The organism is Formosa bonchosmolovskayae (assembly GCF_051016085.1).
In the GTDB taxonomy this organism is placed as follows: domain Bacteria; phylum Bacteroidota; class Bacteroidia; order Flavobacteriales; family Flavobacteriaceae; genus Formosa.
On the sequence record NZ_CP174605.1, the window covers coordinates 3,597,261 to 3,610,492 of the forward strand.

A 13,232-nucleotide genomic window follows, 5' to 3' on the forward strand; every position below is an offset into this window, starting at 1 on the left:
ATTAATATGGTTGAAATTATAAAAGCAAACCAGACCCATTCGTATCTTATCGTAGAAGTCGGAACACAAGCGTTCAGGGAGTCTCACGGACATAGCGCTTCTAAAACCGACATAGATAGTTATATTTCTAAAACATATAAAAAGGAGACCATCCTAGAAGAATTTAACAATCAGAAAGTTCTTTATCATCTTATTTATAGTGATGGTGTTATTGCTGGATTTTCAAAAATTAAATTAGATACGACCAATAAAAATATAACTGATATAAGCATTACGAAGTTAGATCGCATTTATCTTTTAGAAGCATTTCACGGCAAACAATTAGGGGTTAAATTATTTCAATTTAATGTTGAATTATCAAAAAAACAGCATCAAAACGGGATCTGGCTTGCGGTCTGGACAGAAAACCAAAAGGCGGTAAACTTTTATCAGAACATGGGCTTTAAAATTGTAGGCGCTTTTGATTTTAAAATATCTGAGACGCATAGCAACCCAAATCATATTATGTATTTAGAATACTAAACCAATGAAAAGCGCAGGTCTAGAAATGACAATCGGTAATTCTTCAAAAGAAAAAAGTGAGAAAAACACGTTTTTTGTCATCAATATTTATGGTGCTCAACTGTATGAAAAACCTGCGTTAGATTCAAAATTGATAAAGCGCATTTCAGTTGGAGAGAAAATTGTTGCAGAGCACATTCTTGAAACAAAACAATCCATACATATTGGTGAAGGCTTTCAACTTCATGGACATTTTGTTGAAGTAAAAAACCAAGTCGGTTCTGGGTTTATTCATAGTTCAGACTTGACAACTTTTAGACCTCGATTAGAGCCTATTTACAATGGTATAATTATTCCCGATTTTAAAGGAAAACTCATACATAAATCAACGGATAAGCGCATTGAAAAGTTTAACGACAAGCCATTTGAAATTGAAGAAGATATAACCACCTATGACCATATCATTCACACCTACACGGATTTTGCTGATTGTTTTGAGAAAACGTATCTATATAAGTATATGACATTACATGAAGTCTATCACCAATTACCTGTGCATGATCCTAAAATTGATGTCAATTCAAAAGGAAATTTTATTTTAATGCCTGAGTTTCTAGAAAAGAAAGACAACCAATATATTTTTAAAGGCATAGGCATCACACGTAGTATCGCAATTATTGAAAATGAAGACGGTCAATTTTTAATAACATCGCTAGACTGTCCGTAACTATCGTTAGTCTTAAAACAGGCTAATTATAAAAGATAGAAGCTCTATTTAGATAAACCATTATATCTCATAATGGCTGAAAACCGTGATAAAAAAACTGAGATGCTTCTCTAATTTTGTAAGAAATAATCAAAAAAATCAACATTATGAGCGGTACACTTCACGGTAAAGAAAAATCTCAAAAAGAAGTAGAAAAAATAATAGAGCAAACTAAAAATAGTGATCAAAAGATTTATCCTATTTTAAAACCAGGCAACTGGGTTGGATTAAAGGCAGGAGCTTTGAGTTCTACTTTAATTCCGTCCGAAGATGGCGCTGAAGTCGTGATTGGTTATGGTATAGATACGCCAGACAACTTTGTGTTTTTAACTAAAAAACACTTAGAAACTATGGATGCCAAACAAATTACACAAGAAGCTTTTGAAAATTTAGCAAACTGTGATACGGGATTAGAATTTGTTGGAGCTCTAGATAATAAAGCAGTTGGAGCTAACGGAAACGATTTTTCTAGTGAAACCATTCTTTCTAGAACACATATGTTAAAAGCACATGCCATGTTAGACGCGGAAGAGTTATTAGTATCTATCCCTAGAAGAACTTGTATGACTATTATTTCAAGACAAGCAGATGAAGACACGATTAATAAATTTGCTTATTTACACAACTATACTTGGGAAGATGATAGTTTTGGTAACGCACCAATTACAAATTCATTTTTTATTGTAAAAGATGGTAGTATTGTAGGACATATTCCATTATAATTTAATTTAAAAATACAGATAAAAAAAGGCATTTTTAAAATTAAGAATGCCTTTTTTTATAGATTCAATGTTATCGAAATAAGCGTTATAGCTAGTTCATTACACTTAGAAATAACTGAATCCCGTGATAAAAAACAACAATTGCTTTTCTAATTTTGTACTAATCAATAAACACACAAGATTATGAGCGGTACTCTTTACGGAAAAGAAAAATCTCCAGAAGAAATAGACGAAATAGTTGAACAGACTAAAAATAGTGATCAAAAAATCTATCCTATATTAAAACCAGGGAATTGGGTGGGTTTAAGAGCTGGAGCATTAAATTCTAATTTAATACAAACAGAAGCTGGGCCAAAAGTCGTTATTGCTTATGGAATGGATACACCAGATAATTTTGTATTTCTTACGCAACAGCATTTAGAAACCATGGATGCTAAGGAAATTACAAATGAAGCGTTTAGAAACTTAGGAAATTATGAAACAGAATTCACTTATTCTGAAGTATTACAAAATAAGGTTCTGACTTCTAGTGGAAACGATTTTTCTAGTGAACGCATTCTCAATGAAGCACATATGTTAAAAGCTCATGCCATGTTAGAGGCCGACGAATTATTTGTTTCTGTACCGAGACGGACGTGTATGATGGTGATTTCTAGAGACGCTGACGAAGATCTATTAGGAGCCTTTTTAAACTTACACAAAGATGCTTGGGAAGACGATAGCTACGGAAATGCGCCTATAGCCAATATCCTTTTCACGATGAAAGAAGGACATATCACAGGGCATATCGCTTTAGATAATTTGTCTGAAGACGAATAAAACATGACACTTCAATGAATTCAAACAAATAGAAGAACCACAAAAAGGTATTTACAACTATGTGAATACCTTTTTTTATGCTTTAAACAGAAAGAAATTTATATTAAGAAGCAAACCATTAAATTCATAAATAGCTGAATACCGTGATAGAAAGAGTGGCTTGCTTCAATAATTTTGTGATAAATAATAAAACAAATAAGATGAAAATAAGTCCACTTAATAGAACAGATAATTTAGCAGACATTCAGGCTATCGTAACAAAAGCAAGTCAAGGCGAATACAAAGTTTTTCCTATTGTAAAAGCAGGAACTTGGGACGGTTTAGATGGTGAAATTCTACAAACCACCGCGATAAAAGGCGATACTGAAAACGATCCTTCTAAAATAGTTGCTGTTTACGGTGTAGACACCCCAGAAGGTTACGTGTATTTAACGATGGCCGATTTAGAAATTTACGAAGGCGGAAAACTACTAAATGACGCGTATAAAAACTTAGACGATTTAGAATCGACATTAGAATATGCTGAAGCACTAAACAATAAAGCGCTTATTTCTGCAGATTCTTATTTTGCAAGTGAACGTGTTTTTAGCAAAGTAGAGATGCAAAAAGCACACGCTATGCTAGAATCTGAAGATTTATTTGTGTCGACTTCAAAATATGGCGAGTTAATGATTATTTCACAACACGCCGATAAAGAAACTAAAGATAAGTTTGCTTACCTACATAAGTACAATTGGAGTGATGAGGAGAACCCTAACGAGCGTATCGCCGACTTGGTGTATTCCGTGAAAAACTGTGACATTGTAGGACATATTCCTTTATAATTTTCAGAATCTAATACAGACCTAGTTACCGGTGTGTAAGCATCGGTAATTATTTTACAACTTAAACACACAACAATTGAAAAATCTAGACTTCAGTATTAACGGTAGAGTACAAAATTTAATGGTAGACATTTTTGAGGCTATTAGTACCCAGAAGGAAACCGAAATAAAAATTAGTGAGCTTTTAGATACCCGAAGCATTTTTGAACTCATTTTTGAAATTGTAAGGACCACAGATTTTTATAGTGACGATGAAAACTTCAAATTAATTAAAGCCTTAAATATTGACACAGATGAGGCTAGCAAAGAAGATGCGTTATTTAACACTTGGATGACTATGGGCGCTAATCTAAACACGTCTAAAACTCAAGAAGAATTTAATGCCAAATTCGCTTTGTTTGTGCCAATTATTTTAAAACGTATGGAAGCCATTAACCGTATGTCAGCTTAATAGCTCATTACATTTTTAGATCTACGAAATACCGATAGCCCAAAACAAAACTATGAACATAGAAAAATTAATTAAAACTCGGGAGCCTTACCAAGAAAGGTTATTTGAGAGTTTCTTAATCGAAAATATAAAGTCGTATGAGGAACTTATGGACGTTTATCAAACCTATAAACAAAATCATCCTGACAAGACTGTAATCTTAACGCTTGATGATTTAGGTCAAGCCGAATATACCAGTGGTCACGCTTGTGATTACAATTCTCTGCTAGATACAGACGGTTATGATTTATCTGGACTCGATGAAGCGTGTTATGATGAAGATAACGAACATTTGGGGCATCTTTCTACTCCATCGGAATATTTTATTATCCGAGAAAACTTTTTAAAACAAACAATAGGGATTGATTTTAAAACGGTTTGTGAAAAAGGCATAAGCAATTCTGAAGACGATGTTATCGATTTAGAAAACATAAATGAATCTCCATTAGCTTTTTTAGACCAACAAGTTATCTTGAAAATTCTTCCTGTTGAAAAACCACACGAAGGACTTACTGGCTTGCCTAATGGATATTTTGATGCCGATTTCAGTCCTTTTGAAAATTACGCGCTATCAAAACACCTATTTGAAACCTACAACCTTGAACTTTTTGGCATAGGGGCTTCCTTTTTAGGATTTATAAGAAATGAGCCCTTAAAAGACAATGAATTAAAAGCATTGTTAGCTGACTTGGCAAAATTGTACAACACCACCGAATCAGAATTTGAAAAATTAGCAGACATCCTAAAAAATAAAAACCATTTGTTTTTAAGATATACCGAATAATTTCTGTCTTAAAAAAACTAAAAAGCCCAATTATAAAATTTATAATTGGGCTTTTTTATTATTTACGATGCGTACCTAAAATTTACTCAGAAAATTGTTTTATAATTTCAAACAAGGTTAATTTAGTTCTCTTTATACTGCCATCATCGTGACGAAATACATGCACTTTAGTATTATCATAACAACCAAAAAATAATAAATCACCTTCAGAATTAGCACCAATAGCTTTACCTAAAGCTAATTTTTCTAAACTCCACTTATACCCATCTAAATCTTTAAATGACGGATTCATAAATTCACTTAACGTTTTAACATACGGATTTAATGCATAAATATGGCTAACTTCCATTCCATCTATGTTGGTACGTTTCATCATCTTTTCAAAATTATATAAGGTAAATTCTTCTTCCTCAAAAATTATAGTCCTTGGTTTTTCTGCAATAAACTCCCTGTAATTTTTTCTAAACATTGGTTTTAGTTCATCTACCGAGGTTATAATTAAATTTTCAGTCATAGTTGTAACTTTTTAAAGTATTAGTTCTTAGTATTTTCTTTGGTCTTTGTGTCTACAATCTGTAATAATGTAGGCATTCGGTATTTACCGTGCATGCGTTTTATGGCGCTACAAATCTCATCTCTATCCGTACCAATAGCCGTGACATACAATGGTTTTTTACTTTCGCCACGAAACACTTCTTTAAATACCGCTGTTTTAGACACAAACTCAGATTTTGCAATACCAACAACCGGAATTTTATGGTTTAAAGCTTGGTATAAATACCCCCCTAAGCCCAAGTGTTTTTCTTCTAGAATCACATAACCATCTACAATAATTAATTGTACCTCATCTAAATTCACTTGTTTTAGTAAACTTAAAATACACGGCAATTCGCGTTTATAAAAAGAACCTGGTTCGTATGGTGCTACGCCTTCAATACTATCGGTGTAAATTTGCGTTGGAGCTTCATCTTCCCAATCGTTAAAACTTACCGCAATGGTTTTGGCCTTTCCGTCGTAATAATACGTATCAAAAGCGAGTATCATAAGTGTTGAATTTTGTTTTTTTAGTAACTAAAGTCTTAATCCAATTGGCTATTATAAATCGAATTTTATATGCCATATTGAAAACATTAGAAAAAAAAGTTTCGCTTCCATTTTTTCTCTGTAATTGGTAAAGCGCTTTTTTGTTTAGTATTCCGTTTGATGCTTATAAAAATCTAAAGCATGTGCTCTTACAGATTCTGCATAAGATGTATTATCTGCTATAACTTTTAAAACCTGTAGACTCTTTTCTCGCTCTTCACCTTCTAGCGTATTGATAAATCTGTTAAGTAAAAATGTAGAATTTAGTGTACCATATTCAGAATTGAACTTTATCAGTGCTGGGTAATACATCTTATAATATGGTTTATCTATAGCTTCTATGACGTGGATAAACGAGAAATCTTCTTCTAACGTCGCATCGTGCCGTTTTAGAAAGCCGAAAAGTGATTGAATGAGATGCTCTTTCTCTAAATCGGTTAAAGTACTGGTATCAGGTAAATTTTCTCCAATAGCATCAAAAAATTCACTGATTTCATAATCTTCCATATCCTCAGTAACATGGAAGTTATTAATGTTTAAGATGATTTGTTGTAAATGCACTTCTAATGTATTAAATCGTAAATATTGTTATCGTTTACCTCCGAAATGGATATAAATTTATCTTCAATAATCGTTGTTTTCGTTCCATTGATAGTGGATATTCTTTTTCCTGAGATGAAATTTGTTTTTGTATTCTCAGCACCTTTATGTATCGCATTTCCGTAATTATTGTATGCTGTACCAACAAGCATATACTCTTTACGCTCCTTTTGGTAACGGAATTTTAGCTCATAATCATGGCGCATAGATTGATGGGCTATACTAATTACATTGCTATCTGAGACTTTAATGTTCTGATCTAAATTTCTATAAATAAAAGCATAAGTTAAATTTCCGGTTTCATTTTTCAATGTAAAAGCACCGTCTTCTTGACCTTCAAATATGGCCAGTTTTACCTTGTTAGCATCTATATATCCGACGTCTCTATTTCCGTCTGTAATTAATACGGCATAATCTAAAATGCCATCCTTATTTAAATCTGCATGAACACGGTTTGGCCTATTTTCAAAATAAATCAGGTGATATCCGTTCGGTATATAATTTAAAATATCATGCATTTTAGTAGAGTTTTGGACATCCTCATTGCTATTTTGATTTAAAAACGGAGTGTTTTTTTCGGTTATAAATTCTAGAGCATCAGAATGCAGTAAATGATTATAAGTACCATGAAGTAATTCGAATGTCATAGAACTTTCTGAAGCCTTAATGCGATACACTTTATGGTGCGTGCCTTTTTCTACCCATTTAGAGAGCCTTCTTTTCATCGTACTCTTATTATCCCAGACATAGAAATCGCCTAAAGATTTTTTAATAATCCCATACTCGTTAAAATCTTTTACTTCTGAATTTTCGGTGGCAGTGCAACGAAAAATAATGTCTCCATCCTTAATGTCTTTATTAAAAATCAAATTCACGTTTCCTTCTTCATGGTAACTTATGAAAAACCAACAGAGCGCAAGCGTGTATAATATTCCTATTAGAATATAAGTGAATTTGATTTTCATTGAAAAAATGTTAGATATTAAATTATTCTAAAACGGGTACCAAATGCGACCAATTTAAAGCGATAGCAAAGTCTAAAGCAGTCTTCCCTGTATTGGTTTTAGCCGTTTTATCTGCTCCCAATTCTAATAAAATCTCTACTGCAGTTTTGTTTCCCGCAATAGTTTCTGTGTGTAATCTGGTAACGCCATTTTCATCTTTAGCGGTTACAACATCTAAATTTGCGCTAAAATAATCTCGCGCTGGAGTTTCCATGATTTTACTCATAGGGTGCTCAATTAAATTCCCTTGTTCCTCTTCTTGTAAGTGAGCTACAAGAATATTATTGTAATCGCCAAAATCTAATCCCCAGGCCTGGTCATGTTTTGCTCTAGCCTCTTCTGTCATATCAGAACGTAGGGCTTGAATGGTATAACCACCATAGGTTTTACGGTCTATAGATAACATCCAATCGGAAATTTCTGATACTGTTCTAGTAATGGTATCGCCTTCCGCAACATTCGTTAATCTATTTGGGGAGTTGCTTAGAACGCCTGTAATATATTCGCCATCAAATTCAATTTCGCTAATCCACATATGCTCTACAATAGGTTCTTCTCGACCTCCTACCATTTGTTGAAAAGGAATTTTAACCAAGGCTAAATCGTGTGCAGGAATAACGCGTTTGGCATCCCAATAGATTTCTCTCCAGAAGTAATTAAAGGTCTCTTGGGCTTTTTTATAGGCTTCCTTCATTTTTATATTTTGTTCGGCGTAAATGATGTCTTTAGTATCTTGACTCATATTATTATTAAGGTTTTTTGATGTTTTTATCTTTAGCTATTTACAGTCGATGTTCTAATATTCAATTAATAAAAATCGTAATACAGACTCCACTGCTTGGTATCAGGATTTTTAGCGAACATTAAACTCCCGCTATCGACCACATTTAAATTTATTTTTTCGTCTGAAGAAATTTGAAACACAAACTGAAAGCCTTCTCCAAAGCCCTCTGCATCTCCAATTCCAGATTGACAAAACGAAGGATAGCCACCAATTTTATGGTCGTAAATATGTTCTGAGATATCGAAATAATCGTCTATTATCCCTTCGTCTTCTAATTTTAAAATTTCAGATTCCATATCTATAGACAAACCACCGCCATCCCATAATGGAAAATCTTGTTCTTGAAAATCTACTTGTAATGGAAATGGTTTTAAGAAAGAATCTGGATGGTCAATATTTTTAATGGTAATGCCATCTAAATCTTCATATTCACGGATCATCCAACGGTCTCCCATAGGTTCTAATTGTTCCGGTAACGCTTGTGATATAAAAACCGTTATCAGTTTTGTTTTTTTAATATTGGGGTGTACGTAAGGTAAATTAGGAAGGTAAAACTGGGCTAATGGTAACATTAAATCTCCATTTTTATCTATTGGAAGTTCTTCATCTTCATGAAAAGCGAATACCTTTCCTAACCAACTTTCTTCAATAGTATGTGTTGGTCTAAAACCTCCCGCACGAAACGTAGTTGCTGGTTTTGCAATTTTATTTTTGATATCTTCTACGGTCATAATTATTCGTTTTTAACCAAACATAGTGGTATCTTTAAAGTGTTTCCCGTCGTGAGAATGCGTTACCAAATAGTGATTTCCAAACATGGCATTTTCTGTATAAAAAACATCGATTAAATCTTTATAATAGAAATGAATGGCTGTAACCTCTAAATTATTTTTAAAAGTTTCCTCTGTTAATTCAGGATAACCTTCTTCTTCGTCGGCCCAATTCTCATTATAGTTCTCTAAAAAATCAATCACAATTGCTGTTTTTGCCTTGGTTTCGAAGCTTACAAAATCTTCTAAAATCGTGTTTGCAAAAGCAATCATATCGTCTAAACTCGCATTACCTAAATCAAGGTGTAAGTCTATTTTATACAAATCGCATGCTAGAGTTACTTTATAAGCATCCGAAATGGATTCTAATGTTAGATAAAGTGCTTTTCTCAATCTATTTATGCTATACAAAGGTGAAACTTTGCTTGGTTTTTTAAGTAACGGATTTCAGTGATATTGAATTTTAAAGTTCTTTTTTACGTGCTTTAAGTTTATTAATTAGCAAGTCTATTTTTTTCAATTTTTCTTCGTATTCATTTTTAATAGCTATTTGAGAGGCTTCTATGGTTTCGTTAGAATCGAAATCTAAAAGTTCGACCGTATCATTTAGGCTAGCAATAGTCTCAGATTGACCTGTTGCTTTATGTGTGTCTTTAGATTTGAATAATAAGATATCGGAATCTGCATCACTTATAAGTTCGTCTACTGTAATGACTTTCATAGTTCCAAATTGCGATAATTGTAAAGCATCACCGTCAAGTAATTGATTATTCAATTTAACGCTAAAATTTTCAGACGACGGACTGCGATACACAAGCCCTTCTACAGCATCCTTATCTTCTAAATGTGCCAGCCTATAGTTCTCGATATTTGGTGTCACTATGGTAACCGTATCAATAAGCTCGGTATTCTCCTTAAAAATATGCTTCGGATAAATAGTATGTTGTATGTTACCATTACTTAAAACAGCCCATTGTCCTGTAGGCGATTCGCTAGCAGATGGGTCGATAATGACAGTATATTTTATTTTAGATTTTCTGATGTACGGTTTAAAATCTTCATTAACTGTGGTAATTTTACTTTTGTACATAGACACCAAATCCAAAGTATAATCGGCATCGACTTTAGTCTTTATTCTAGATAAATTATCTAAAATTTCTATAACTGATCTGTAAGCTTGAGCTTCTTTAGAAGAATCTGTAAACGATGATTTTAAAACAGCTTCTGTTCTGCTTATATTCTGTACACAAACATCGGAAACCGTTTCTGTATTCGCTGTATCTGCGTATTCATCTGGATTTAAAAAATAATCTTCAGCAACTTGGGCGCCTTTAAGTACGAAAGTTTTAGACCGATCTGCAACCAATAATTTTGAAATTTTTAAAGGGTCTTCAATCGTGATTTTAGTGGTACTTGAAGTTAAGGCTTGATCCTTTCCATTTTTAAAAACTCTAGGTTCATTTAATGTATAAACAATCTCTAATTTTAAGAGGTTTTTAGGTAAATTATACTTGATTTCATTTTGTGCTAATCGTGTATCTTCCCGATACAATGCCGTATAACTTTTTTGGCTACAAGACGTAAATAAGATTAATATAAGTACGAAATAAAGTAGAGTATTTTTCATTTTGAATGTGTTTATTTTACATGTCAAAACTAGAAGTAATGCCTCTGAATTTTATCCCTGAAAGTAGTGAGATTGAAACATACTGTATTCAGGTAATACCGTTTTAAACATACTAAACTAACAGAAAAAGCACGCTTCTAGGAGCGTGCTTTTTTTACTAAATACTACGGTAAAGCAATAGTCGCTAATACAATGGCATTTATACTTTTCTTTAATTGAAAACGATAGCAGTTTTATTAGTGATACTAAATTTGGCAGCATCTAAAAGTGTTGCACAAACTAAAGTCTCTACCCAAAAATCACCTTTATCGTGTATCCTTTTATTGAGTTCCGGTAAGTTTGAAATACTATCCTGCTCGTTTAATATAATGCCCAAAGGTTTTGTAAGCGTTTTTAATTCTTTTAGCAAATCGTAAGACGATCCAATCATTGCTCCAGGAACAGGTGCTTCATCGGTATCGAAAAGAACTTCTGGTAACTGCACAGGAATATAAAATCCTTCGGTATCGGAATGCGTTAAAAGATGACTAGACATATATGAATAATGCTCTTCTAAAATCTCGTCGCCTTGTGGTTCTTCTTCTGGCGAGAAAGGTGTGGGCACCCAATTTTCCTCATATTCATTCTCCCAAGTGTGGGCAGCAAATCGTCTTAAGTGATGTAAAAAATCATATGGAAAACCTCCAGAGAATAAAGGTGCCTGATCTAAAACATCTGGTTCTTGGTGTGGTTCTAAATTATTTTTTTCTAATATCACATTTATATTGTCAAAAATAGCTTTATACGCCTCATAACCTTCTGGTTCATTCTCTATAAAGTCTGCTAATATGCCACTTGTAATTCCTAATCCCATTATCTCATTGTTTTAATTATACAAAACAAAATTAGAATTTAAGCCCCTGAGTTCTATCACTGAAATTAATGATACTTATAAATACTAAATTCTAGGTTTTGAGTTTTTGAGTAATAATTACTACCACAAAAGCACGCCATTATGAGCGTGCTTTTGTATATTTCGGTATGATATTTTTAATGCATTACAGCCATTCCGCATCTATACCCAAAGCTATAAATTCTTCATAAGCGGACTCGGTAGCATAACACAGTGTCACTTTCTTTAAATTGGGAAATTGTTTGGCATCTACACATGTTTCAATATCCCAATAGTCTACAGCACCTCCCGAAAACGGACATAAATTCATATAAATATCGTTGCCACCGTCTTGATAAAAATCGGTGATTTCAGAAGCCATACGTTTTGGTATGGGTAGGTCTTTAAAATATTGGGTGACTTCGGCTATAGGTTCGTAGCCTTCTTCATCAATATCAATTTCACGACCTTTATGCCAATCTGCAAATTCATACAAATCAAAAACAGGCTTCATTAAACCTTTGGTATACATCAATTCTTCAATCACAGAAAGTTTAAACCCAAAATCTTCAAAAACCAAAACGTCTTCGTCCAGTGGCTTCATGGTGTATTTATCTTCTGGCAGTCCTGCACCTCGTTCATACGGGATGTAAGTATGTACTTGAATGGCATCAATACTATCGTCTTCTTTACTAAACCAAGCACTAATACCACTGGCTACCAAAGCACCACTATCATCGCCTTTGAATAACTTTACATGCTGATTTTTATGAGATGCGTAGTAACTTAAAATATCTTGATTATTAAAATGAAAGATGCCTGAAAAAGGCTGTTTCGGACTAAATTCATAGCTGTCCAATTTGATGGCAATTGTAATCGATTCTGCGATATTACCATCTTTAGAATACGCCATAATACCTAACGCGCTCCAAGTAAAAATGGTGTTACTTTTTCTTTTAAAAATATTTAAATCATCTCCCAAACACTCTTTTAACACGTCTATAGACACGGGAAATTCTATGGCAACAGTATTTATTTGAAATCCTTTTGAAGATAAATGTAATGCAATCATAAGTACGTTTTTGTTCGTCCAAAGATACGGACACCACCTAAAGAGAATATGCCTGTATTCCGTGATATTTATATGTAATTAAGCAAACACAAATCTTAAAATCACAGTTTTCAGGGATAAAAACCACATAGACTAAACCGAACTTTGTTGAAAACCTTTTTTATGGAAGAGCAAGTTAAAGGTGCTGCGTTTTTAGAATCTTTAAAACGTAACAACGAAAAAATAAGAGACGATCGTGCAAGTGCCATTGCAGAAGATGCACAACTCATGTACAAACGCGAAACCGAAGATTTAGCCTTGTCTTTAAAGCGCTTAAAACGCGAACAAGAGAACATGCTAGATATGAGTCCGACAGACGCAAATAGCTTAGTATTAGCATCCGATTTTGATGCTAAAGATTATGTGGCCAAAGACTTAGAGATGTCTGTAAAAATTAGAAACTTAGAAATAAAATTAGAATTAGCCAAAAAGCGTTACGCTCACTTATTTGGTGGTACAATTAACGAACTATAATT

The 13,232-nt window shown here is 33.3% G+C and carries 18 protein-coding genes; 8 read left to right on the plus strand and 10 right to left on the minus strand.

The genetic code is table 11. From position 1 onward, the window contains the following. Positions 1–6 precede the first annotated feature (6 nt). The 7 genes from ACKC83_RS15515 (at position 7) to ACKC83_RS15545 (ending at position 4,906) form a co-directional block, all read left to right on the plus strand. Positions 7–522 carry a GNAT family N-acetyltransferase gene (locus tag ACKC83_RS15515; RefSeq protein WP_434036213.1) on the plus strand — a complete coding sequence of 172 codons (516 nt, stop codon included), beginning with the start codon at positions 7–9 and terminating at the stop codon, positions 520–522. Positions 523–526: 4 nt separating this feature from the next. Continuing rightward, positions 527–1,228 (plus strand): hypothetical protein, encoded by a 702-nt coding sequence (locus ACKC83_RS15520; protein ID WP_434036214.1) that lies wholly within the window; start codon positions 527–529, stop codon positions 1,226–1,228. A gap of 146 nt (positions 1,229–1,374) precedes the next feature. Beyond that, positions 1,375–1,989, plus strand: a complete 615-nt coding sequence (locus tag ACKC83_RS15525) for a hypothetical protein (protein WP_434036215.1) — start codon at positions 1,375–1,377, stop codon at positions 1,987–1,989. A gap of 183 nt (positions 1,990–2,172) precedes the next feature. Continuing rightward, complete coding sequence (locus ACKC83_RS15530; protein WP_434036216.1) at positions 2,173–2,808, plus strand: DUF1444 family protein; 636 nt, start codon at positions 2,173–2,175, stop codon at positions 2,806–2,808. A gap of 200 nt (positions 2,809–3,008) precedes the next feature. Then, the gene (locus ACKC83_RS15535) at positions 3,009–3,632 is read left to right on the plus strand and encodes a hypothetical protein (RefSeq protein ID WP_434036217.1); all 624 of its coding nucleotides are present in this window, start codon (positions 3,009–3,011) and stop codon (positions 3,630–3,632) included. A gap of 76 nt (positions 3,633–3,708) precedes the next feature. Beyond that, a complete protein-coding gene (locus ACKC83_RS15540; protein WP_414034780.1) occupies positions 3,709–4,083 on the plus strand; it encodes a hypothetical protein in 375 nt (124 codons plus the stop codon). Between the two features lie 52 nt (positions 4,084–4,135). After that, entirely contained in the window at positions 4,136–4,906 is a 771-nt protein-coding gene (locus ACKC83_RS15545) for a hypothetical protein (protein WP_434036218.1), read from the plus strand. An 82-nt stretch (positions 4,907–4,988) separates the two neighbouring features. On the opposite strand, the gene ACKC83_RS15550 is transcribed toward ACKC83_RS15545, so the two are convergent. From ACKC83_RS15550 to ACKC83_RS15595, 10 genes are all read right to left on the minus strand, one after another. After that, the gene (locus tag ACKC83_RS15550; RefSeq protein ID WP_434036219.1) at positions 4,989–5,420 is read right to left on the minus strand and encodes a hypothetical protein; all 432 of its coding nucleotides are present in this window, start codon (positions 5,418–5,420) and stop codon (positions 4,989–4,991) included. Between the two features lie 20 nt (positions 5,421–5,440). Then, positions 5,441–5,950, minus strand: coding sequence for an endonuclease V (locus ACKC83_RS15555; protein WP_434036220.1), 510 nt, complete (start codon positions 5,948–5,950; stop codon positions 5,441–5,443). A gap of 144 nt (positions 5,951–6,094) precedes the next feature. Further along, positions 6,095–6,550, minus strand: a complete 456-nt coding sequence (locus ACKC83_RS15560; RefSeq protein WP_434036221.1) for a hypothetical protein — start codon at positions 6,548–6,550, stop codon at positions 6,095–6,097. 2 nt (positions 6,551–6,552) lie between these two features. Further along, positions 6,553–7,554, minus strand: a complete 1,002-nt coding sequence (locus ACKC83_RS15565) for a hypothetical protein (RefSeq protein ID WP_434036222.1) — start codon at positions 7,552–7,554, stop codon at positions 6,553–6,555. Between the two features lie 22 nt (positions 7,555–7,576). Further along, complete coding sequence (locus ACKC83_RS15570; protein WP_434036223.1) at positions 7,577–8,335, minus strand: DUF2314 domain-containing protein; 759 nt, start codon at positions 8,333–8,335, stop codon at positions 7,577–7,579. A 65-nt stretch (positions 8,336–8,400) separates the two neighbouring features. Further along, entirely contained in the window at positions 8,401–9,108 is a 708-nt protein-coding gene (locus tag ACKC83_RS15575; protein ID WP_434036224.1) for a DUF1963 domain-containing protein, read from the minus strand. A 12-nt stretch (positions 9,109–9,120) separates the two neighbouring features. Continuing rightward, complete coding sequence (locus tag ACKC83_RS15580) at positions 9,121–9,540, minus strand: DUF2262 domain-containing protein (protein ID WP_434036225.1); 420 nt, start codon at positions 9,538–9,540, stop codon at positions 9,121–9,123. 70 nt (positions 9,541–9,610) lie between these two features. Then, positions 9,611–10,774, minus strand: a complete 1,164-nt coding sequence (locus ACKC83_RS15585; RefSeq protein WP_434036226.1) for a hypothetical protein — start codon at positions 10,772–10,774, stop codon at positions 9,611–9,613. 211 nt (positions 10,775–10,985) lie between these two features. Further along, a complete protein-coding gene (locus ACKC83_RS15590; RefSeq protein WP_434036227.1) occupies positions 10,986–11,627 on the minus strand; it encodes a hypothetical protein in 642 nt (213 codons plus the stop codon). Positions 11,628–11,811: 184 nt separating this feature from the next. Next, complete coding sequence (locus ACKC83_RS15595) at positions 11,812–12,717, minus strand: DUF6892 domain-containing protein (protein WP_434036228.1); 906 nt, start codon at positions 12,715–12,717, stop codon at positions 11,812–11,814. Positions 12,718–12,879: 162 nt separating this feature from the next. On the opposite strand from ACKC83_RS15595, the gene ACKC83_RS15600 reads away from it, so the two are divergent. Further along, on the plus strand, positions 12,880–13,230 hold the full coding sequence (locus tag ACKC83_RS15600; protein ID WP_434036229.1) for a hypothetical protein: 351 nt from the start codon (positions 12,880–12,882) through the stop codon (positions 13,228–13,230). The last annotated feature ends 2 nt before the right edge of the window (positions 13,231–13,232 follow it).

Bases quoted from the DNA above. Each gene is read 5' to 3' on its own strand.
- ACKC83_RS15515 (WP_434036213.1), top strand. From the start codon at position 7: ATGGTTGAAATTATAAAAGCAAACCAGACCCATTCGTATCTTATCGTA.
- ACKC83_RS15520 (WP_434036214.1), top strand. From the start codon at position 527: ATGAAAAGCGCAGGTCTAGAAATGACAATCGGTAATTCTTCAAAAGAA.
- ACKC83_RS15525 (WP_434036215.1), top strand. From the start codon at position 1,375: ATGAGCGGTACACTTCACGGTAAAGAAAAATCTCAAAAAGAAGTAGAA.
- ACKC83_RS15530 (WP_434036216.1), top strand. From the start codon at position 2,173: ATGAGCGGTACTCTTTACGGAAAAGAAAAATCTCCAGAAGAAATAGAC.
- ACKC83_RS15535 (WP_434036217.1), top strand. From the start codon at position 3,009: ATGAAAATAAGTCCACTTAATAGAACAGATAATTTAGCAGACATTCAG.
- ACKC83_RS15545 (WP_434036218.1), top strand. From the start codon at position 4,136: ATGAACATAGAAAAATTAATTAAAACTCGGGAGCCTTACCAAGAAAGG.
- ACKC83_RS15550 (WP_434036219.1), bottom strand. From the start codon at position 5,420: ATGACTGAAAATTTAATTATAACCTCGGTAGATGAACTAAAACCAATG.
- ACKC83_RS15555 (WP_434036220.1), bottom strand. From the start codon at position 5,950: ATGATACTCGCTTTTGATACGTATTATTACGACGGAAAGGCCAAAACC.
- ACKC83_RS15565 (WP_434036222.1), bottom strand. From the start codon at position 7,554: ATGAAAATCAAATTCACTTATATTCTAATAGGAATATTATACACGCTT.
- ACKC83_RS15570 (WP_434036223.1), bottom strand. From the start codon at position 8,335: ATGAGTCAAGATACTAAAGACATCATTTACGCCGAACAAAATATAAAA.
- ACKC83_RS15575 (WP_434036224.1), bottom strand. From the start codon at position 9,108: ATGACCGTAGAAGATATCAAAAATAAAATTGCAAAACCAGCAACTACG.
- ACKC83_RS15585 (WP_434036226.1), bottom strand. From the start codon at position 10,774: ATGAAAAATACTCTACTTTATTTCGTACTTATATTAATCTTATTTACG.
- ACKC83_RS15590 (WP_434036227.1), bottom strand. From the start codon at position 11,627: ATGGGATTAGGAATTACAAGTGGCATATTAGCAGACTTTATAGAGAAT.
- ACKC83_RS15595 (WP_434036228.1), bottom strand. From the start codon at position 12,717: ATGATTGCATTACATTTATCTTCAAAAGGATTTCAAATAAATACTGTT.
- ACKC83_RS15600 (WP_434036229.1), top strand. From the start codon at position 12,880: ATGGAAGAGCAAGTTAAAGGTGCTGCGTTTTTAGAATCTTTAAAACGT.